This is a genomic window from Thiomicrorhabdus cannonii (assembly GCF_013391695.1).
GTDB classification, from domain to species: Bacteria; Pseudomonadota; Gammaproteobacteria; order Thiomicrospirales; family Thiomicrospiraceae; genus Thiomicrorhabdus; species Thiomicrorhabdus cannonii.
Window position 1 is genome coordinate 231775 of record NZ_JACBGH010000003.1, and the last position, 20409, is coordinate 252183.

Annotated in this window: 28 protein-coding genes; 24 read left to right on the top strand and 4 right to left on the bottom strand. The window is 48.4% G+C overall.

The genetic code is table 11. The features are described 5' to 3' along the window. The 20 genes from rpmC (at position 1) to HZ297_RS05705 (ending at position 10415) form a co-directional block, all read left to right on the top strand. Positions 1 to 192 carry a 50S ribosomal protein L29 gene (rpmC, locus tag HZ297_RS05610; protein WP_178862012.1) on the top strand — a complete coding sequence of 64 codons (192 nt, stop codon included), beginning with the start codon at positions 1 to 3 and terminating at the stop codon, positions 190 to 192. 2 nt (positions 193 to 194) lie between these two features. Then, entirely contained in the window at positions 195 to 458 is a 264-nt protein-coding gene (gene rpsQ / locus HZ297_RS05615; RefSeq protein WP_178862013.1) for a 30S ribosomal protein S17, read from the top strand. A gap of 144 nt (positions 459 to 602) precedes the next feature. After that, positions 603 to 971, top strand: coding sequence for a 50S ribosomal protein L14 (rplN, locus tag HZ297_RS05620; protein WP_178862014.1), 369 nt, complete (start codon positions 603 to 605; stop codon positions 969 to 971). A gap of 10 nt (positions 972 to 981) precedes the next feature. Further along, positions 982 to 1296, top strand: a complete 315-nt coding sequence (gene rplX / locus HZ297_RS05625) for a 50S ribosomal protein L24 (RefSeq protein WP_178862015.1) — start codon at positions 982 to 984, stop codon at positions 1294 to 1296. 14 nt (positions 1297 to 1310) lie between these two features. Next, positions 1311 to 1850 (top strand): 50S ribosomal protein L5, encoded by a 540-nt coding sequence (gene rplE, locus HZ297_RS05630; RefSeq protein WP_178862016.1) that lies wholly within the window; start codon positions 1311 to 1313, stop codon positions 1848 to 1850. A 10-nt stretch (positions 1851 to 1860) separates the two neighbouring features. Continuing rightward, a complete protein-coding gene (gene rpsN / locus HZ297_RS05635) occupies positions 1861 to 2166 on the top strand; it encodes a 30S ribosomal protein S14 (protein ID WP_178862017.1) in 306 nt (101 codons plus the stop codon). A 20-nt stretch (positions 2167 to 2186) separates the two neighbouring features. Beyond that, complete coding sequence (rpsH, locus tag HZ297_RS05640) at positions 2187 to 2582, top strand: 30S ribosomal protein S8 (RefSeq protein ID WP_178862018.1); 396 nt, start codon at positions 2187 to 2189, stop codon at positions 2580 to 2582. A gap of 13 nt (positions 2583 to 2595) precedes the next feature. Beyond that, the gene (rplF, locus tag HZ297_RS05645; RefSeq protein ID WP_178862019.1) at positions 2596 to 3129 is read left to right on the top strand and encodes a 50S ribosomal protein L6; all 534 of its coding nucleotides are present in this window, start codon (positions 2596 to 2598) and stop codon (positions 3127 to 3129) included. 14 nt (positions 3130 to 3143) lie between these two features. Then, positions 3144 to 3497 (top strand): 50S ribosomal protein L18, encoded by a 354-nt coding sequence (rplR, locus tag HZ297_RS05650; RefSeq protein ID WP_178862020.1) that lies wholly within the window; start codon positions 3144 to 3146, stop codon positions 3495 to 3497. Positions 3498 to 3511: 14 nt separating this feature from the next. After that, positions 3512 to 4021: a 30S ribosomal protein S5 gene (gene rpsE / locus HZ297_RS05655; RefSeq protein ID WP_178862021.1), complete on the top strand. Its 510-nt coding sequence runs from the start codon at positions 3512 to 3514 to the stop codon at positions 4019 to 4021. Position 4022: 1 nt separating this feature from the next. Continuing rightward, complete coding sequence (gene rpmD / locus HZ297_RS05660; protein ID WP_178862022.1) at positions 4023 to 4211, top strand: 50S ribosomal protein L30; 189 nt, start codon at positions 4023 to 4025, stop codon at positions 4209 to 4211. 1 nt (position 4212) lies between these two features. Then, positions 4213 to 4647, top strand: coding sequence for a 50S ribosomal protein L15 (gene rplO / locus HZ297_RS05665; protein WP_178862023.1), 435 nt, complete (start codon positions 4213 to 4215; stop codon positions 4645 to 4647). A 32-nt stretch (positions 4648 to 4679) separates the two neighbouring features. Continuing rightward, positions 4680 to 5966 carry a preprotein translocase subunit SecY gene (gene secY / locus HZ297_RS05670; RefSeq protein ID WP_246261641.1) on the top strand — a complete coding sequence of 429 codons (1287 nt, stop codon included), beginning with the start codon at positions 4680 to 4682 and terminating at the stop codon, positions 5964 to 5966. An 88-nt stretch (positions 5967 to 6054) separates the two neighbouring features. Next, positions 6055 to 6411, top strand: coding sequence for a 30S ribosomal protein S13 (gene rpsM / locus HZ297_RS05675; RefSeq protein WP_178862025.1), 357 nt, complete (start codon positions 6055 to 6057; stop codon positions 6409 to 6411). A 21-nt stretch (positions 6412 to 6432) separates the two neighbouring features. Then, a complete protein-coding gene (gene rpsK, locus HZ297_RS05680) occupies positions 6433 to 6822 on the top strand; it encodes a 30S ribosomal protein S11 (RefSeq protein WP_178862026.1) in 390 nt (129 codons plus the stop codon). A gap of 14 nt (positions 6823 to 6836) precedes the next feature. Continuing rightward, positions 6837 to 7457 (top strand): 30S ribosomal protein S4, encoded by a 621-nt coding sequence (rpsD, locus tag HZ297_RS05685; protein WP_178862027.1) that lies wholly within the window; start codon positions 6837 to 6839, stop codon positions 7455 to 7457. Positions 7458 to 7480: 23 nt separating this feature from the next. Then, positions 7481 to 8464 carry a DNA-directed RNA polymerase subunit alpha gene (locus HZ297_RS05690; protein WP_178862028.1) on the top strand — a complete coding sequence of 328 codons (984 nt, stop codon included), beginning with the start codon at positions 7481 to 7483 and terminating at the stop codon, positions 8462 to 8464. A 15-nt stretch (positions 8465 to 8479) separates the two neighbouring features. Beyond that, positions 8480 to 8863 (top strand): 50S ribosomal protein L17, encoded by a 384-nt coding sequence (gene rplQ, locus HZ297_RS05695; RefSeq protein ID WP_178862029.1) that lies wholly within the window; start codon positions 8480 to 8482, stop codon positions 8861 to 8863. A 65-nt stretch (positions 8864 to 8928) separates the two neighbouring features. After that, positions 8929 to 9666: a TatD family hydrolase gene (locus HZ297_RS05700; RefSeq protein ID WP_178862030.1), complete on the top strand. Its 738-nt coding sequence runs from the start codon at positions 8929 to 8931 to the stop codon at positions 9664 to 9666. Between the two features lie 11 nt (positions 9667 to 9677). Then, a complete protein-coding gene (locus tag HZ297_RS05705; protein WP_178862031.1) occupies positions 9678 to 10415 on the top strand; it encodes a tRNA threonylcarbamoyladenosine dehydratase in 738 nt (245 codons plus the stop codon). Here the strand turns inward: HZ297_RS05705 and HZ297_RS05710 are convergent. From HZ297_RS05710 to HZ297_RS05720, 3 genes are all read right to left on the bottom strand, one after another. Beyond that, positions 10412 to 11269, bottom strand: a complete 858-nt coding sequence (locus tag HZ297_RS05710; RefSeq protein ID WP_178862032.1) for a DUF2927 domain-containing protein — start codon at positions 11267 to 11269, stop codon at positions 10412 to 10414. The genes HZ297_RS05705 and HZ297_RS05710 overlap by 4 nt on opposite strands. Then, positions 11269 to 14076, bottom strand: a complete 2808-nt coding sequence (uvrA, locus tag HZ297_RS05715) for an excinuclease ABC subunit UvrA (RefSeq protein ID WP_178862033.1) — start codon at positions 14074 to 14076, stop codon at positions 11269 to 11271. Before uvrA ends, HZ297_RS05710 begins: the two co-directional genes overlap by 1 nt. An 86-nt stretch (positions 14077 to 14162) precedes the next feature. Then, on the bottom strand, positions 14163 to 14885 hold the full coding sequence (locus HZ297_RS05720; RefSeq protein WP_178862034.1) for an SIMPL domain-containing protein: 723 nt from the start codon (positions 14883 to 14885) through the stop codon (positions 14163 to 14165). 147 nt (positions 14886 to 15032) lie between these two features. Here HZ297_RS05720 and HZ297_RS05725 point away from each other — a divergent pair, with 147 nt between their 5' ends. The 4 genes from HZ297_RS05725 to HZ297_RS05740 all read left to right on the top strand — a co-directional run bounded on the left by HZ297_RS05725 (position 15033) and on the right by HZ297_RS05740 (position 20243). Beyond that, the gene (locus tag HZ297_RS05725) at positions 15033 to 16427 is read left to right on the top strand and encodes an MFS transporter (protein WP_178862035.1); all 1395 of its coding nucleotides are present in this window, start codon (positions 15033 to 15035) and stop codon (positions 16425 to 16427) included. Between the two features lie 43 nt (positions 16428 to 16470). Further along, positions 16471 to 17103 carry a single-stranded DNA-binding protein gene (gene ssb / locus HZ297_RS05730; RefSeq protein ID WP_178862036.1) on the top strand — a complete coding sequence of 211 codons (633 nt, stop codon included), beginning with the start codon at positions 16471 to 16473 and terminating at the stop codon, positions 17101 to 17103. 187 nt (positions 17104 to 17290) lie between these two features. Continuing rightward, positions 17291 to 19540: a bifunctional diguanylate cyclase/phosphodiesterase gene (locus HZ297_RS05735; protein ID WP_178862037.1), complete on the top strand. Its 2250-nt coding sequence runs from the start codon at positions 17291 to 17293 to the stop codon at positions 19538 to 19540. A 109-nt stretch (positions 19541 to 19649) separates the two neighbouring features. Beyond that, entirely contained in the window at positions 19650 to 20243 is a 594-nt protein-coding gene (locus tag HZ297_RS05740) for a hypothetical protein (RefSeq protein WP_178862038.1), read from the top strand. Between the two features lie 70 nt (positions 20244 to 20313). Here the strand turns inward: HZ297_RS05740 and HZ297_RS05745 are convergent. Next, positions 20314 to 20409, bottom strand: a 96-nt coding sequence (locus HZ297_RS05745) for an IS3 family transposase (protein WP_178862039.1), incomplete at its 5' end; no start/stop codon positions are given.

Here is a 20409-nt window from a genome sequence, read left to right on the forward strand (position 1 = left end):
ATGACTGCAAAAGAACTACAAGACAAAACAGTTGAAGAATTGCGCGCAGAATTGGTTGAGTTGATGAAGAGTCAATTCAACCTAAGAATGCAGCATGCAACTGGCCAATTGGCAAACGCTGCTCAATTGAAGACAGTGCGTCGTTCAATTGCACGCGTTAAAACCATCATTCGTCAAAAAGTGAGTAAGTAAGAATGGCTGGTCAAGAAAACAAAGCACGTACAGTTCAGGGTGTTGTAGTAAGCAACGCAATGCAACAATCGATCGTTGTTCGTATTGATCGTTTCATCAAGCACCCTAAGTATAAGAAGTTCGTTCGTAAGTCTACCAAGTTGATGGCACATGATTCAGACAACGCTTGTGGTGTTGGTGATCTGGTCACAATCATGGAATGCACACCAATTTCCAAAAGCAAATCTTGGACTTTGGTAAGTGTTGACGAGAAAGCGAAGATTTAAGCTAAATAAATAGCTAGCACAAAGTCAAAAAGTTTGTTATAATTTTTTGATTCGCACCGTTAGAGTGGTTAAGCCAAATGGAACTGGCCACTCTAGCGGTTTTCGTGCTGTATTAAATTCTAAATTTATGGATGGAGTACCACCATGATTCAAATGCAAACAGTGCTTGATGTTGCTGATAACAGTGGAGCACGCGTTGTTCAATGTATCAAGGTGTTGGGCGGTTCACACCGTCGCTATGCCAACATTGGTGACGTTATCAAAGTGAGTGTTAAAGAAGCTGCACCACGTGGTAAGGTTAAGAAAGGTGATGTTTATAACGCCGTAGTGGTTCGCACTGCAAAAGGTGTAAGACGTCAAGACGGTTCTTTGATCAAGTTTGACGGTAACGCTGCAGTTATCCTGAATAACAAACTTGAGCCAATCGGGACGCGTATTTTTGGACCTGTTACTCGTGAGCTTCGTAATGAAAAATTTATGAAAATTGTTTCATTGGCTCCTGAAGTTCTATAAGGAAGAAGTAATGAATCGTTTAAGAAAAGGTGATGAAGTTGTTGTCATCACTGGTAAAGATAAAGGTAAACGTGGTTCTATCTCTGCAGTCCTTAAAAACGGTAAGGTAATTGTAGATGGGATTAATTTGGCTAAAAAACACACGAAGCCAAATCCTATGACTGGCGCCCAAGGTGGTGTTGTTTCTAAAGAAATGCCTTTAGACGCTTCAAACGTAGCATTGTGGAACCCAGAAACGCAGAAAGCAGATAAAGTTGGTTTCAAGGTTGAAGGTGAAACTAAAATCCGCTTTTTCAAATCTACTGGCAAAGCAGTTGATGCTTAAGATAGGTTAGAAAAATGGCAAGATTACAACAATTCTACAAAGACCAAGTTGTTTCTCAATTGATTGAGAAGTTTGGTTATAAGACACCTATGCAGGCCCCGAAGTTGACGAAAATCACGATCAACATGGGCGTCGGTGAAGCAATCGGTGATAAAAAAGTATTAGATAACGCAGTGGCTGATCTGGAAAAGATTGCTGGACAAAAAGTTGTCCGCACGCTGGCACGTAAATCCGTTGCTAGCTTCAAAGTGCGTGAAGGCTACCCAGTTGGTTGTAAAGTGACGTTGCGTGGCGAAAGAATGTATGAGTTCTTGGATCGTCTAATCAATATCGCGCTACCGCGCGTTCGTGACTTCCGTGGTATCAATCCAAAAGGATTTGATGGTCGCGGTAACTACAACATGGGTTTAAAAGAGCAGATCATTTTCCCAGAGATCGAGTTTGAGAAAGTTGACAAAATCCGTGGTATGGATATCAGCTTCACGACGACTGCTTCTACCAATGAAGAAGCTAAAGCTCTTCTAGAAGCCTTTAATTTCCCATTTAAGAAGTGAGGGTTTTCTTGTGGCTAAGCTATCAATGATTCAAAGAGAATTGAAACGTGCGAAGGCAGTTGCTAAGTATGCTGAGAAGCGTGCAGCTTTGAAAGCGGCATCTGTTGATATGTCACTGAGTTTCGAAGAGCGTATGGAAGCGATGGATAAGTTGGCTAAATTGCCACGTAACGCTTCTCCTGTGCGTCAACAAAACCGTTGCCGCTTGACAGGTCGTCCTCACGGCGTATACAGAAAGTTTGGTTTGTCACGTAACATGCTACGTCAGTTAGCTATGCAGGGTGATGTTCCTGGTTTAAGAAAAGCCAGCTGGTAAGGATATAAGGATAATAATCTATGAGTATGTCTGATCCAATCGCTGATATGTTGACACGCATTCGTAACAGCCAAATGGCTGGTCATGCGAATGTTGTTATGCCTTCTTCAAAATTAAAGCTAGCCATCGTTAAGGTGTTGGCGGATGAAGGTTACATCTCGAAATTCAGCGTTAAAGAAAATGAAGGTAAATCTGAATTGTCGGTCGATTTGAAATATTTCGAAGGCAAGCCAGTAATTGAGATGATTAAGCGTGTTAGCCGTCCTGGTCTTCGTGTTTACAAGCACAAGGATGAGCTTCCACAAGTAGTTGGCGGTCTAGGTATCGCTCTTATTTCAACATCAAAAGGTATTATGACTGACCGTGAAGCACGCAAAGCGGGCATCGGTGGTGAAGTCATTTGCTACGTAGCTTAAGGATAGATTCATTATGTCTCGTATTGCAAAAGCTCCTGTTGTGCTTCCAGCTGGTGTTGAAGTGACTGTTAAGGGTAACGAAGTGACCGTAAAAGGTTCAAAAGGGACTCTAACTCAGACTTTCAACTCAGCAGTGCGCATTTCTCAGGAAAATGGTTCTGTTAGTTTTGCACCTGTTGAAGGTGTTGTAGGTGGTTGGGCACAAGCAGGTACGGCGCGTGCAATCGTCAACAACATGGTTGTTGGTGTTTCCGCTGGCTTTGAAAAGAAGTTGCAGTTGGTCGGTGTTGGTTACCGTGCTGCAGCACAAGGTCAAACGTTGAACCTGACGCTTGGTTTTTCTCATCCTGTAAATCACCCGATTCCTGCGGGTATTACAGTTGAGACGCCATCTCAAACTGAAATCATCGTTAAAGGCGCTGACAAACAAATGGTTGGTCAAGTTGCTGCTGATATCCGTGGATATCGTCCACCTGAGCCATATAAAGGCAAGGGTGTGAAGTATGCAAATGAGCGCATTATTCGTAAAGAAGCTAAGAAGAAATAAGGCTGGAAGTAAGTATGGATAAGAAATCAGCCCGTCTTCGTAGAGCTAAGAAAACAAGAGCAAAAATCCGTGAATTGTCAGTACCACGTTTGTGTGTACACCGCACTTCACAGCATATCTATGCTCAATTGATTTCAGCCAATGGTGCTGAAGTGATTGCTTCAAGCTCTACTGTACAAGCGGACATTAAAAAAGAAATCAGCAACACCGGTAATAAAGATGCTGCTAAAGTTGTTGGTAAAGCGATTGCTGAAAAAGCGAAAGCTGCAGGTGTGACTAAAGTTGCATTTGACCGTTCTGGTTTCAAATACCATGGTCGTGTACAACAGTTAGCAGAATCAGCCCGTGAAAACGGTCTTGAATTTTAAAGGAAGGATGAATTATGTCTTCACGTGAATTACAAGAAGGACAAGATGGTCTAGTTGAAAAACTAGTATCAGTTCGCCGTGTTGCTAAGGTTGTAAAAGGTGGTCGTGTATTTGCTTTCTCAGCACTTGCAGTTGTTGGCGATGGCGAAGGCCGCGTTGGTTACGGTAGTGGTAAAGCGAGCGAAGTTCCTGTTGCTATTAAAAAAGCAATGGATAAAGCACGTCGCAACATGAAGTCTATTCCATTGAATAATGGAACGCTTCAGTACCCAATTAACTATAAGCAAGGTGCTGCTAACATCGTTATGCTGCCAGCTTCAGAAGGTACTGGTGTTATCGCCGGTGGTGCGATGCGTGCCGTACTAGAAGCAGCGGGTGTTAAGGATGTATTGTCAAAATGCGTTGGTACAACACGTCCAGTAAACGTTGTTCGTACAACTGTGAACGCACTGACTAGCATGAGCAGCCCAGAGCGTATTGCTGCAAAACGTGGCAAAACGCTTTCTGAAATTTTAGGTGAATAAGATGTCAGACAAGAAAACTGTAAAAGTGACGCTGGTTAAAAGCCCAATCGGCCGTATTCCAGCACATAAAGCATGTGTATCTGGTCTTGGTCTGAGAAAGATGCACCAAACAGTGACCGTTATTGATACTCCTGAAAATCGTGGGATGATCAATAAGGTTTCCTACTTGCTAAAGGTAGAGGAAGCTTAAGATGCATTTAAATACTCTAAAACCAGCAGAAGGTTCTAAATCTGCCAAGAAGCGTGTTGGACGCGGTCAAGGTTCTGGTTTAGGTAAGATGGGTGGACGTGGTCATAAAGGTCAAAAGTCACGCTCAGGTGGATTCCATAAAGTAGGTTTTGAAGGCGGTCAGATGCCTTTGCAGCGTCGTCTACCAAAAGTAGGCTTCGTTTCTCGCAAAGCGGCTGTGACAACTGAAATCAACTTGGATCTGCTATCTAAATTGGACGTTGAAGTGGTTGATGTTGCTGCACTGAAAGCGGCAGACGTAATCGGTGAAAAGATTAAGTTTGTCAAAGTTGTTAATACTGGTTCTATTACCAAAGCGGTAAAACTATCTGGTATTAAAGCAACTGCCGGTGCAAAAGCAGCTATTGAAGCTGCTGGCGGATCAATCGAAGCCTAATCCATATGAATAGTTCAATTGCATCCAACGCTATGAGTGACCTAAAGAATAGAATTCTATTTGTTTTAGGCGCTTTGATTGTGTACCGACTGGGAACACATATTCCCGTTCCGTCAATCGATCCAGTTGCATTGGCCGCAATGTTTGAACAGCAAAAGGGCACTATCCTGGACATGTTTAACATGTTCTCAGGGGGTGCCCTTGAGCGTCTTTCGATCTTCGCTTTAGGGATCATGCCATATATTTCGGCATCGATCATCATGCAGCTCCTGACGGTGGTTTCACCTGAGCTGTCCAAACTTAAAAAAGAAGGTGGAGAGCAAGGTCGTAGAAAAATTACCCAATACACACGTATGGGGACAGTTGTTCTAGCTACCTTTCAGGCATTAGGGGTTGCAATTGCATTAGAGTCTCAAAACATCAATGGCATGTCTGTTGTTGTGGATCCGGGATTCTTATTTAAAGTAACGGCTGTTACAACCTTAGTAGGCGGTACGATTTTCCTGATGTGGTTGGGTGAGCAGATCACCGAGCGCGGCATTGGAAATGGTATCTCGCTGATTATTTTCGCCGGTATTGTTGCAGGGTTACCTACGGCACTAGGCGGTACTTTTGAGCAGGTTAATACAGGTGCGATGCATGCCATCACTGTATTTGTTTTGCTTGCCTTGGTTTTTGCCGTCATTGCATTTGTGGTGTTTGTTGAACGTGGACAAAGACGTATCCCTGTTCACTATGCCCAGAAAATGCGAGGACGTAAGCTTTACGGTGGTCAAGAAAGTCATCTTCCACTGAAGCTTAATATGGCGGGAGTAATCCCTCCGATCTTTGCTTCCAGTATCATTCTTTTCCCGGCAACGCTAGGTGGATGGTTTGGTTCGGCAGAGAATATGGGATGGCTTAAGGACATCGCTACCACGTTGTCACCAGGTCAGCCTTTGTACATTCTTTTGTATGCATTAGCGATTATCTTCTTCTGCTTCTTTTATACAGCGATTGTTTTCAATCCTGATGAAACGGCAGATAACCTGAGAAAATCCGGTGCTTACTTGCCTGGTATTCGTCCAGGTCCGCAAACTGCACGACATATCGATGGCATTATGGGTCGTTTGACTCTGGCTGGTGCTATCTATATTACGGCCGTTTGTTTGTTGCCAGAATTTTTGATTCTTTACTGGAATGTTCCTTTCTATTTTGGTGGAACATCATTGCTGATTATTGTGGTTGTGGTCATGGATTTCATGACACAGGTTCAAGCACATATGCAATCGACCCAGTATGAAGGCATGATGAAAAAAGCAAGATTAAAAGGAAAATAACTTACCTAAGTTATTAATCTAGTAATTGATATGAAAAACCAGTATAATTTACCGTTTTTCAGTAGATGGATTTAAAGGGAGCGTCAAAATGGCACGTATCGCCGGCGTAAACATTCCTGTTAACAAGCACGTTGTGATCGGTTTGACTTCAATCTACGGGATTGGACCAACAACTTCAAAAGCAATCTGTGTCGCTGTTAATTTGGATCCAACCACTAAAGTTAGAGAACTAACTGAAGATCAGTTGGAAGCACTTCGTTCTGAAGTAACTAAATACAAAATTGAAGGTGACCTGCGTCGTGATGTTTCCATGAACATTAAACGTTTGATGGACATGGGATGTTACCGTGGTATTCGTCACCGTCGCAGTCTGCCTCTACGTGGTCAGCGTACGAAAACGAACGCTCGCACCCGTAAAGGTCCTGTAAGACCTATTAAGAAATAACGCATAATTGCGAGAGTAGATATGGCAAAAGCAAATTCGCGTGTTAAAAAGAAAGTCAGACAGGTCGTAACGGATGCCGTTGCACACGTTCATGCGACTTTCAATAATACTATCGTGACGATTACTGATCGTCAGGGTAACACTCTATGTTGGGCAACTTCAGGTGGCAGCGGTTTCCGCGGTTCACGTAAGAGCACTCCATTCGCTGCACAGGTTGCAGCTGAGAGAGCTGGACAAGTTGCACACGAGTACGGCGTTAAAAATATGGAAGTTATGGTTAAAGGTCCAGGACCTGGTCGTGACTCGGCTGTTCGCGGTTTACATAGTGCTGGTTTCAAGATTACGGCTATTGCTGACGTAACACCAATTCCACACAATGGTTGCCGTCCACCTAAGAAACGTCGCGTTTAATATTTGAGGTAAACATGGCTAGATATATTGGACCTAAGTGTAAACTTGCACGTCGTGAAGGGACTGATCTATTTTTGAAAAGCGGTGTGCGTAGCATCGAATCAAAATGTAAAATCGATCAATTGCCTGGTGTTCACGGTGCAGCCCGTAAGCGTGTAACTGAATACGGTGTTCAGTTGCGTGAAAAGCAAAAAGTACGTCGTATGTACGGTGTACTTGAGAAAAAATTCCGTCTTTACTACAAAGAAGCTGACCGTCGTAAGGGTTCAACAGGTGTTAACCTGCTGCAAATCCTGGAAAGTCGCTTGGATAACGTTGTTTATCGTATGGGATTCGCCACGACACGTGCTGAAGCACGTCAGTTGGTTTCTCACAAGGCCATCATGGTTAACGGTCAAACAGTAAACATTCCTTCTTATGAAGTTTCTGCCGGTGACACTATCACGGTAAGAGAAAAAGCTCGTAACCAATCACGTATCGCCGCTGCGCTAGCATTGAGCTCGCAATCAGGTACGGTTGGTTGGGTTGAAGTAGATGGCGCTAAATTTGAAGGTATCTTCAAAATGGTTCCAGATCGCTCTGACCTATCTGCGGATATTTCAGAAAACCTAATTGTTGAGCTTTACTCTAAGTAATATTCAAACGGAGATAACTTCTAATGCAAGAGATGTTAGAACAGCTGTTAACACCTCGTTTAGTCGATATTCAAAAACTGTCGCCGTTTCATAGCCGCGTGACGCTAGAGCCGCTTGAACGCGGTTTTGGCCACACGCTGGGGAACGCACTGCGTCGTATTTTGTTATCTTCCATGCCAGGTGCTGCGATTGTTGAAGCTCAGATTGACGGTGTTCTACATGAGTATTCAACAATCGAAGGCGTTAGAGAAGACGTATTGGAAATCCTTCTTAACCTTAAAGAGGTTTCTGTCAAACTGAACGCCAAAAGCAGCGCAGAATTGACTTTACATAAAAAGGGACCAGCAGTTGTTCGTGCATCAGATATTGAAGTTGATCATGATGTAGAAATTGCTAATCCTGACCACGTCATCGCGCATGTTAGCGAAGGCGCTGAGTTGAGCATGAAGTTGCGCGTCGAGACCGGTATCGGTTACCGCCCAGCGCAAACTGAATCAGAATCGACTCAGATTGGTTCTTTGAAGCTGGATGCCAGCTTCAGCCCGGTACATACGGTTAGCTACGAAGTGCAGAACGCGCGTGTTGAACAGCGTACTGACTTGGACAAGCTAATCATTGACGTGGTGACAGACGGTACGCTAGATCCTGAAAATGCGATCAAGCAAGCAGCGACTGTATTGCATTATCAACTGAATGCTTTTGTTGATCTGAAGCATAAAGAAGTGGCTGCGCCTGCTGAAGAAGAGAACGAGTTTGATCCGATCTTCTTGCAGCCGGTTGACGATTTGGAGTTGACGGTACGTTCGGCAAACTGCTTGAAAGCAGAACAGATTTACTACATCGGTGATTTGGTACAACGTTCTGAAACTCACTTACTGAAAACACCTAACTTGGGTAAGAAGTCTCTACAAGAGATCAAGGATGTGCTTGCACAGCGCGGCCTGAGTTTGGGTACGAAATTAGAGAACTGGCCACCAGCGAGCTTGGTGAGCAAAGAGTCTATTTAATATAAGGAAGCTATCATGCGTCATGGTAAATCAGGTCGTAAGTTTAATCGTAATAGCTCACACCGCAAGGCAATGTTCAAAAACATGTCTGCCTCACTATTTGAGCATGAAGTGATTCGTACTACGGTTCCTAAGGCTAAAGAATTGCGCACTATCGCAGAGCCTTTGATTACACTTGCTAAAACTGACAGTGTTCACAACCGTCGTATTGCTCAATCACGTTTGGGTGATAAGGCTGCTGTTGGCAAATTGTTCAACGAACTTGGTCCACGTTACCAAGGTCGTCCAGGTGGATATATCCGCATTCTGAAATGCGGTTACCGTCCTGGTGACAATGCCCCAATGGCGATTGTTGAATTGGTTGACCGCCCAGCTGCGTCAACTGAATCAGCAGAATAAGCTGTTACAGATAAAAGAAGCCGGTCTTGACCGGCTTTTTTTATGTCTGCTATAAATGTAATCCTATGATTATCGATACCCATTGCCACCTTGATCTATTGACAGCGGATGACTTGTACGCAGAGCTTATGCCTGATAGACGTTATCTGACCATGTCTACCGGTATGGAGAACTGGCAGGCCGTGTCGACGCTCGCTCGGTCTTCTGCCAACATCTATGCCGCGTTTGGCATACATCCCTGGTTTGTCTGCACGCAATCAGATAACGTATTGTCTGAATTGTCAGCCCTTATAGAGAGTGACAAGCCAACCGCCATCGGTGAAATCGGTCTGGATTTCTCAGCATCACACAGCCATAGCCGGCATTTACAGGTACAGGTGTTTGAGCAACAACTAACTCTGGCAGCCGATTTTAAGTTGCCCGTGTCGTTGCATGTTGTCAAGGCGCATGAGGTCATGCTGGCGCTGCTGAAGCGTTACAGGCCGCAAGGGGTGGTACACAGTCTCGGTGCGAGTATCGAACTGGCGCGGCGTTATGTCGATTTGGGCTTCAAAATAGGCGTCAATGGCATTGTGCTGCGCGACAATGCGCGGCGTTATCATCAGCTCGTCTCTTATTTCGGACTCGATCATATCGTGTTGGAAAGCGATGCGCCCAATATTGCGCTGCCTGGCGCTAAAACCGGCCATCTTCACGATATTGATCGCACCATTGCGCGGATTGCGGAGTTGTCTGGTTTGCAAATAGATGACGTCATCGCCGTTAGCGGGCATAATGCACAACAGATTTTTCAATTTAGGTAACGGATTTTGGCATGTCGGCATTATTTGAACGCAGTCTTTTGGTATTTGAACAGGCCGGTATCGACGCCTTGCAACAATCGCACGTCTTGGTCGCCGGTGTCGGCGGTGTTGGCGGTTTTGTCATCGAGGCGCTGGCGCGGGCCGGCGTGGGACGTTTGACCATCATTGACCATGATCAGGTCTCAGCCTCCAATATGAACCGTCAAATCATCGCGTTGCACTCCACCCAGGGGCGCAATAAGGCAGACGTGATGCGTGAGCGCATAGCAGACATCAATCCGCACTGCATTGTGACGGTACGCAAGGAATTTATCCGCCCTGAGGATATGGATACGCTGCTGTCGGACGACTTTGATTATGTTATCGATGCGATTGATAGCCTCAATTGCAAAGTCGCGTTGGTGGCAACAGCCGTACAGAAAGGGCATAAAGTGGCTTCCAGCATGGGGGCAGGACGCCGTATCGATCCGTCCAAAATTGCCCTGGCGGATATTTCCAGAACCCACGGTTGTGCTCTGGCGCGCAATATGCGCCAGCGTTTAAAAAAGCAGGGAATTCAAAAAGGGGTCATGACCGTCTTTTCGACAGAGTCGCCGAAAGAGCCGGGGCCGATGGAGGAGATTTGCGGTGCGCGCGGCAGGGTGGTCAATGGCACGGCCAGCTACATGCCGGGCATTTTCGGCCTGATGCTGGCGGGTTATGTGATCCAGAAACTGGCCGCAACGGCCTGTCAATCCACATCGAATTAGTTCAATAGCGGATAAAGCCCGTAGCGATTGACTTCCTGATTGGCGCGATCAATCGTGCCGTCGCGCTCGAAGCGGTGAATCACATGGCGAATTTTCGGCTGACTCTCTTGCAGCGGCATACCGGGTTGCAGTTCACTCGAATAGAGTATTTTCAATAGCGTATAGTCCAGACCGGTCAGGAATTCAATTTTACTCTTATCGTTGGCGATGCTCGGGTTGACCCAGTCGGAATCGTTGGGCAACCCCATAATCTGGGTGGATTCCTCCACTACGCAGGTTGCCAGCAAGCCTCGGCTCATAACGTGATCCAGCGGCAGGATAATATTGGCGTAGTCTATCGCACCGGTGTTGTCGGTCTGATAGTGCGCAATGCAGTGACTGTCGCGTTCCAGTCCGTTCGGTGCCTGACGGGTATAGTGCTCGATATCTTCCTTATAGAGACGGTCCTGGGTGATGACAATGGTGAGATTGGCATATTCCCCTTTTTTGACGCGTCTGATCGGGTGGCCGGTGATTCTGTGCAGATGCTCGAAATGGATATCAAACATCTTTTCGGTCATGCGATTTTTGTTTTTATACGGCGTGTGGTATTCAAACTGATACAGAATGGGCGCCTGCCATTTGTGCAGACGCATATCGGTTTGGCGATATTCGTTCTTCATCGCAATTTCAATAAAAGCGCGTTCCAGATAAAGCGGATTGCGCCAGTCGAGCAGGTTGATTTCATCGGCGTGGATCGGCGCAGAAAACAGGCTTACAAAACTCAACAGGCCGGGTAGCCACCAGCGGCGGCGTGCGCCATACCCGGCCTGTTGAGTTTTTTGAGCGCGTTTTTTCTGCCAAAATCCAACCATCAGAGTAACTTCTTCAAATAGTGTCCAGTATGGGAACCCGGCGTATTGGCGATGGTTTCCGGCGTACCGGTGGCGATAATCTCGCCGCCGCCCGAACCGCCTTCCGGCCCGAGGTCGACGATCCAGTCGGCCGTTTTAATCACATCCAGATTGTGTTCGATAATCACGATGGTATTACCCTGATCGCGCAGATGGCGGATGACCTGCAACAACAGATCGATATCGTGGAAATGCAGGCCGGTAGTCGGCTCGTCCAGAATATACAGGGTGTTGCCGGTATCGCGCTTGGAAAGCTCTTTGGCCAATTTGATGCGCTGCGCCTCGCCACCCGATAGGGTCGTGGCGCTCTGCCCCAGTTTGATATAACCCAAACCGACGTCGATCAGGGTTTGCAGTTTGCGCGCAATCACCGGAATGGCGTCGAAGAAAGCACGCGAATCCTCGACAGTCATCTCCAGAATTTCATGGATGTTTTTGCCTTTGTACTCCACCTGCAGGGTCTCGCGGTTGTAACGCTGGCCGTGGCAGACATCGCAGGGCACATACACGTCCGGCAGGAAGTGCATCTCCACTTTGAGTACGCCGTCGCCTTGGCAAGCCTCGCAGCGCCCGCCCTTGACGTTGAAGCTGAAGCGGCCCGGCGTATAGCCGCGGGTACGCGCTTCCGGCGTGGCGGCCATCAGTTCGCGGATCGGCGTGAACAGGCCGGTGTAGGTCGCCGGATTGGAGCGCGGCGTACGGCCGATGGCGCTCTGGTCGATATTCACCGACTTGTCGAAATGTTGCATGCCCTCGACCTTGTCATAAGGCGCGGTATCCTGCTGCGCGCCGTTCAACACATTGGCGGCGATTTTGGAGAGGGTTTCGTTAATCAGGGTGGATTTACCCGAACCCGACACGCCGGTAATGCACGTCAGCAATCCGGCGGGAATCTGCAAGGTGACGTTTTTGAGGTTGTTGCCGCGCGCCCCGTGAATGGTGAGCCATTTGTCTTTGGGTGCGGGCAGGCGTTCGGCAGGGATGGCGATTTGACGCGTGCCCTTGAGGAACTGGCCGGTCAGCGACTGCGGATTGTCCATGACTTCCTGCGGCGTACCTTGCGCCATAATGCGCCCGCCGTGAATCCCCGCACCGGGGCCGATGTCGAGCACATAATCGGCGGCGCGGATGGCGTCTTCGTCATGCTCGACCACAATCACGGTATTGCCCAGATCACGCAGATGCGTAAGAGTCGCCAGCAGACGGTCGTTATCGCGCTGATGCAGGCCGATGGAAGGCTCGTCTAGCACGTACATCACGCCCACCAGACCGGCGCCGATCTGGCTCGCCAGACGGATACGCTGCGCCTCGCCGCCGGACAGCGTTTCGGCGCTGCGGTCCAGTGTCAGGTAGTTCAAACCGACGTTCACCAGAAAACTCAGGCGGTCGTGAATCTCCTTGACGATTTTCTTGGCGATTTCGCCCTTCGAGCCACTCAGCTCCAGCGTGCTGAAAAAGTCGTGCAGCTCGTTGATCGGCAGGGCCGTCAGACTGGGCAAACTCTTGTCGGCAATATAGACATGACGCGCGGCGGTATTGAGGCGCGTGCCTTCGCAGGCCGGGCAGACGTGGGTCATGCGGTATTTGTCGAGCTCGTCGCGTACGGTCTTGCTTTCGGTTTCGGCAAAACGGCGTTCCATATTGGGGATCACGCCCTCAAAGCGGCGCACGTCACTGTATTTGCCGTGCGGCAGCGGAATCTTTTTAGTGCCCGAACCGTGCAGGATCACTTTCTGGAACTCCGGCGTGAGTTCTTCCCACGGCGTTTCCACATCAAAACCGTAGTGGTCGGCGACGGCTTTGAGGATGTCGTAATAGTATTTGTGGCGGCGATCCCAACCGCGGATGGCGCCGCCGGCCAGGCTCAGTTCGGGGTGGGTGATGACCTTGTTGGCATCAAAGCTCTCCTTGACCCCCAAACCGTCGCAGCTTGGGCAGGCACCGTGCGGGTTGTTGAAGGAGAAGATGCGCGGTTCCAGTTCCGGCACGGAGTAGCCGCAGTGCGGGCAGGAGAACTTTTCCGAGAACAGCAGTTCAAAATCGTCCTCGTCGTCCATCGGCAATACCATCGCCAGGCCATCGGAAAGACGCAATGCGGTTTCGAAGGATTCGGCCAGGCGTTGCTTGAGGTCGTCGCGCACCTTGAAGCGGTCGACGATGACTTCGATATCGTGTTTCTTGTTTTTGTCGAGCGTGATCGTGCCGTCCAGCTCGCGCACTTCGCCGTCGATGCGGGCGCGGATAAAGCCCTGCGCCTGCAACTCGTCGAGCAGTTGATGGTGTTCGCCTTTTTTGCCGCGAATCACCGGTGAGATCAGCAGGCATTTGCTGCCTTCGGGCAGACTCAAAGTGCGGTCCACCATCTGGCTGACGGTCTGTGCTTCGAGGTCACAGCCGTGCGTCGGGCAACGCGGTGTGCCGGTGCGTGCATACAGCAGGCGCATATAATCGTAAATTTCGGTCACGGTGCCGACGGTGGAGCGCGGGTTGTGCGAGGTGGATTTCTGCTCGATGGAGATGGCCGGCGAGAGTCCTTCGATGTGATCGACATCGGGCTTCTCCATCACCGACAAAAACTGGCGCGCGTAGGCGGAGAGCGATTCCACATAACGGCGTTGGCCTTCGGCGTAGATGGTGTCGAAGGCCAGCGACGACTTGCCGGAACCGGACAGGCCGGTAATCACGATGAGTTTATCGCGCGGCAGGCTGACGTCGATGTTTTTGAGGTTGTGGGTACGCGCCCCTTGAATCACAATCTTTTCTAGCATGGGCCACCGTGGCGGTTAAAAAATGGTTAAAAAAATGAATAAAGCATTATAACAATTTAAACAGCGTTGGCTTAAGTGCAGGCCGCTTATTGGATTTTTGCCAAGGGCAGGCGCAATAGGCCGCTGATCTCCACGCGGATTTCCGACTCGCCGGCCTCCATGACCGGTTCGGCGCTCTCGGCCATGGCACGGCTGGCGAGCATGTAGGGCTGATGGTGGATGGGTTGCACCCCATTGGTTTGAATGCGGGTCTCAAGCAGTTCGTAAGCCGGCGCTTTAAACCCTTCGGCAATCTGCGAAGCGCGGGCCTGGTAAGTCTGCATGGCCTCGGCAATCAGCTTTTTCTGGGCTTGGTGGCGCAGCGTTTCGGAGATGCTGAAGCGGGTGGATTGATAGGTCAGCAGTTTCTCCAATTTGCTTAATACGCTCGGCAGGCCGGGTAGGTCCTGCGTGGTGAGCGTCAGCGTCTGTTGGCCGCGCCAGTGCTGAATGACTCGCTGCTTGTTGTACACCGGGTTGACGCTGTACGGGCCGCTTTGGATTTTAATCTGTTTAAGCGGTTTGAGCAGTTTGATGGCCGCCTGCATCTGCCGGTTAATCTGTTGGGCAGCCACTTCTGCGCTGACCGATTCAGCGATGGCCTGCAATACAACCTGCGCGGTGTCATTTTGCAGCGTATCGCTCTGGCTGATGCTGAAATGGACTTGATGATAGGTGGCGTCTTCGGCCTGGGCGCTCAAACTGAACAGGCCGGCTACGCAGGCCATTAACGGAATCAGCAACATAGTGGTAAGGCGAGCATTTTTCATGGACACTCCTAAGGATGAAGGGATGTGTTGGCGTTGAAATTCAATTATAGTCTGAAGCTTTTGGAGGAGTGTTATAATCGCCCTCTTAATTTTTTAGCCGCTTTACTAGCCTTGGATTACGCCGAGGATGATTACAGGATTTGTTGTATGTCATTACCTTCTCCCGTCACCATGAGTTCAACGGAAAAACGCGCGGCCTTCTCCGTGGCCGGTATTTTCTCGACCCGCATGCTCGGGCTGTTTATGATTTTCCCCGTGTTTGCGCTGTTTGCCGAAGCGGAATTTGCCAATATCACCGGCACGCAGATCGGTATCGCCATCGGGATTTACGGCCTGACGCAGGCGCTGTTGCAGATTCCTTACGGTATGTTGTCCGACAAGTTCGGGCGCAAGCCGCTGATTATCGCCGGCATGGTGGTATTCATGCTCGGTTCGGTTGTCTGTGCGCTGGCCGATTCGATCGAGATGATGATCATCGGTCGGGCGTTGCAGGGCATGGGGGCGGTTGCCGCGGTGTTGATGGCCACGGTGGCGGATCTGGTCACCGAGCAGTTCCGTTTGCGCGCCATGTCGATTGTGGGCATGACCATCGGTTTGTCGTTCACCCTGTCGCTGATTGCCGGGCCGCTGTTGGCGGCCTGGATCGGGGTGCGCGGTATTTTCTGGGCAACGGCGCTGCTGGCCGTTATCGGGATGCTGCTGGTAATGTTTGCGGTGCCTAAAATCGAAAAGCAGGTATTTCAGCGCGAGGCGGAAACCGACCCGAGCCAGTTCGGCGCGATTTTGAAAAACGCCCAGTTATTGCGTTTGGATCTGGGGGTGTTTGTATTGCATGCGACCTTGACGGCGATGTTTGTGGTGCTGCCGTTGGCCTTGCGCGACGGCGCCGGATTGGACAGTCTGAGCCATTGGGAGATCTATCTGCCGGTGATGTTGCTGTCGTTTGCCTTGATGGTGCCGTTTATTATTCAGGCCGAAAGCCGCGGACGCATGAAATCGGTGTTTGTCGGCGCGATCGCCACGGTGACGTTGATGCAGTTGGCATTCATGAACTTCCATGAAGGCTTCTGGACGCTGTTTGTGCTGCTGCTGATTTTCTTTACCGCCTTTAATTTATTGGAAGCGTCGTTGCCCTCACTGGTCGTTAAATTGGCACCGGCCGACAAGAAAGGCACGGCCAGCGGGGTCTATTCCACCAGCCAGTTTATGGGCGCTGCGCTGGGCGGCTTTTTCGGTGGATATTTTTATCATCATTATGGTTATAATGGTGTTTTTATGTTTACGACCGTGATCGGTTTAGTGTGGTTGGCTGCGGCCGCGACCATGCAGAAACCGCTGCCGTTGAGCATCGCCTCCGTGCCGGTTGGCCCGGTGGCCGGGCATGAAGTCGAAAGCCTGCAACAGCAGCTGTTGGCATACGATGGGATCTATGAAGTGGTGATTTTGCCGGAGGAGCAGCGCGCCTACTTCAAGGTGGATCGTAAAGTGTTGAATGAGGAAGCCTTGATTCGTTATATTGAGCAAAGCAAGGCCGCCGTTTAGTCGTTATCCGGTATCGAGAGTTTGAAGAGAGAAGAGAGTCATTATGCGTGGTGTGAATAAAGTTATTTTGGTGGGAACTCTGGGGCGTGATCCGGAAGTCAAATACGCGGCTAACGGCAATGCCATCGCCAACCTGAGTGTGGCAACCAGCGAGCAGTGGAATGATAAAGCGTCCGGCCAAAAGCAGGAAAAGACCGAATGGCACCGTGTGGTCATTTTCGGCAAGCTGGCGGAAATTGCCGGCCAGTATCTGACCAAGGGGTCGCAGGTCTATCTGGAAGGCAAATTGCAAACCCGCAAATGGCAGGACCAGGCGAGCGGTCAGGATCGTTACAGCACCGAAGTGGTGATTGACGTGAATGGTTCTATGCAGATGCTGGGCGGCCGTTCCGGCGGCGACACGGCGTTTGACAACAGCGGCTTCGGCGGCCAGCAAGGCATGAATCAGAATCCGATGGGAGGCATGAACGCCGGCATGGGCAATAATTTCCAGCAGGGCGGTTTTGGCGGCGGGATGAATCCAACCGGTCCGGCGCAAGGAATGCAGCGTCCACAAAATCCGATGAACAACATGAACAATAACATGGGTGCAAACCGCGCCGCGCCGATGGGTCAGCCACAACAGGCACCGGCGTATGTGCCGAACGATTTTGACGACGATGATGTACCGTTCTAAAACGTAGCCGCAGGGCTTTGCGTACATTTAAACCTTAAGAAGCCAGTAGTTTCTATAAATTACTGGCTTTTTTGTTCTTTATAGCTTGAGAAATCATTTTGATAGTGGCTTGTCATTTTTGTTTTAGAATGAATCCAAGAAAACAAAAATCTATTGACTCACTGATTGAAATTTTAGGTGCCAATAAATGAATAAGGCCAGCCGTTCGGCGATTATTGCGACAATTCTTTATACAATGTTGGCTTCCCTATGGATCTTAAGTTCCGATTGGCTTGTCAGTAAACTCTTCCGTGACTCGCCCGATCTGATGGTTGTTGCACAAAACTATAAAGGTCTTTTTTTTGTGCTGGTAACTTCATTGTTATTGTTTGTCATAATGCATAAATTGCTCAGTCGCATGGATCGTTTCATTAATGCCAATCCCGCCGTCTTTTATGTATTGAAAAAAAGTGCCTCAGGCTTCAAGACCGCATATGTCAGCGACAACATATCAAAGATATTGGGTTATCCAGTCCAAGAAAGTATGAAGCCCGGTTGGTGGGCAAGCCATATTTACCATGAGGATAAAACCCAAGCGTTATCAGTCTTCTCCTCCGTCAACCAAAAAAACCATCTTGTTCACGAGTATCGCTTTTACGATACTGCCGGAGATGTCCGTTATATTCGCGATGAAATGTTAGTAAGGCGAGATAAAAAAGGTGACGTTTTGCAGATTACCGGAAGCTGGAATGATGTAACCGCGGAGAAAAAGCAGTTCCATGAATTATTGCAAATCAAAGTCATATTTGACGCCACAAACGAAGGGGTCATGATAACGGATCAAGAGTGCAATATCTTAAATGTGAACCGTGCATTCACGGAAATTACAGGATATACCTTCGAGGAGATCAAGGGGCGCGATCCATCTTTTCTAAAGTCCGCAAAACACGATACGACCTTCTATCAGGCCATGTGGCATCAAATAAAGAACCAGGGATATTGGCAGGGAGAAATTTATAATCGTCGAAAAAGCGGGGAGGTTTACCCTGAAATACTAACGATTAATCTCGTCAAAGACGAACACGAACTCCCCCGTTTTTATGTCGCAACTTTTACTGATATTAGCCAGCTTAAAGCTTCCCAGAAAGAGTTGGAATTTCTTTCCTTCTATGATGCCTTGACCCATCTGCCAAACCGTTCTTTTTTGATGTCAAGCCTTCAAGAACAGATCGATGCAAGCCAAAGCCTGAATAGCCATTTTGCTTTATTAATTATCGACTTGGATTACTTTAAAGACATTAATGACAGTTATGGCCATTCTGTCGGAGATAAAGTGCTGCTTGAGTTTGCCCGGCGGTTGAAACAGCTTTTAGCAAATAAAGGCATTATCGCGCGTCTGGGGGGCGATGAGTTTGCAGTACTGCTTAATTCTCTCAATCAACCACAGGATGCGGGAATGCTCGCCAATAAGCTGTTGCAAATTACTCGTCAGGAGTGGTTGATAGGAAAAAACAGATTACACGTTTCTGCGAGTATCGGTATCTGTCTTTATCCCGATCATGGTCTTAATCCCGAACAGCTCGTGCAGAACGCCGATGCTGCACTTTACCGGGCCAAAAGCCAAGGCCGAGACAGTTACGCCTATTACAGCAAAGAAATGACCGAACATGCCCGCAAAAGAATTGAACTTGAAGCTCGGCTAAAAGCGGCGCTGAAAAATGACGAACTCAAGCTTTATTATCAACCTCAGATCTCATTAACGTCAGGAAAACTTGTTGGGTTAGAGGTTTTGCTGCGTTGGTTTTCACGCGAATTCGGCACGATTCCTCCTGCCGAGTTTATCCCTATAGCAGAGGAAACGGGCTTGATTCGCCAGCTGGGACAGTGGATTCTGGAAGAGGCCTGTATTCAAGGAAAGAAATGGTTGGATCAGGGCTTGCAGATTCAGCGTATTGCGGTGAATATCTCTGCGCAGCAACTCCACTTGGAAGATATTGAATCCCAAATTATTACGGTCATTAAAAAAACCTCCTTCCCGCCTGAATTACTGGAGTTAGAAATTACCGAAGGCGCGCTGGTCGAAACGGAACAGCCCGTTGAAAAGTTGCTAGTAACCTTGAAAAAACTCGGGGTTAGCATCGCAATTGATGACTTTGGTACCGGCTACAGTTCTTTAGCTTATCTAAAGCGCTTTTCGGTAGATATGCTCAAAATCGACAAGAGCTTTATAGATGATATTGAAACAGACAACGATAGCCGTGCGATTATTCAGGCCATTATCTCCATGGCCCATTCACTGAACTTGCAGGTAATTGCGGAAGGTGTGGAGAATGAACAGCAACGACAATACTTAGAAATGCAAGGTTGCGATTTTTATCAGGGATATCTATCCAGCCCGGCCTTATCTGCGGATGAGTTTGAAAAGTTTATCCACACCTTGTCACCTCCGGGCGGTTAGCAGGCCTAAAGGCGCCTGCCGACGCGGCAGACTTGAGGCGCATAAAAAAAACGCATTGCAGGGTCAAGATTCGGGGAAATGGTCGATAACCAACATAGAGGTATTGGCCATGAAGAAAGACAAGGCGATTTCGCCGTCACTCAAGTATTTTTTTAAGCATCTTGAAAGACGCTCCGAGCAGATTCGCGAGGAGGTTGAAGCTTACCAGGTTTCGCATAATGAAGTGCCGTTTGAAGAGGTGGAAAGCTTTTTCAGACGCATTATGACGCAGAATATCTTTATTTTTACGGTTGGCTTGAGCGGTCGTCCCGAATCGACGATTCTGAACAAGGCGATTTTTAATATGAACCGGGTGGTGCGTCTTTATTACAGTACCAGTTTTGATGACAACGAAAGTGGCTATATCCGCATCCGTCCCGACAGAGCAACACAGCTGATTATGGTTGAGCGCATGCATGGCGTCAGGCCGGTGCCGGAGGTCATGTACCAGTCACACGATGAGTGTCATGTGGTGCGTTTTATTGTGCGCTGGCTGCTGAGACGGATTGATTGGAAGAAGACCCATCTGCGAAATCTGGAGCTGTATAAAGCGTATATCGACCAGGAACGCCAGGAGCAGCAAGCTAAAGAGGCGCAGGAAGAGGCGCGCCGCATCGAAGAACAAATGGCGCAGGCGATGAAAAAGCTCAAAGGCAAAATCTAAAGAAGTGACGATAGCTTGGATATAAAAAAACCGCTTTGATGAAGTGACCCCAAAAACTTGGACATTTTAGTTAAGCGGTACCCAAGGCCTGATTTCGATACTCTATCGGACTCAGGCCTTTGAGTTTCTGCTTGATGCGTTTGTGATTATAGTACTCAATATAGTC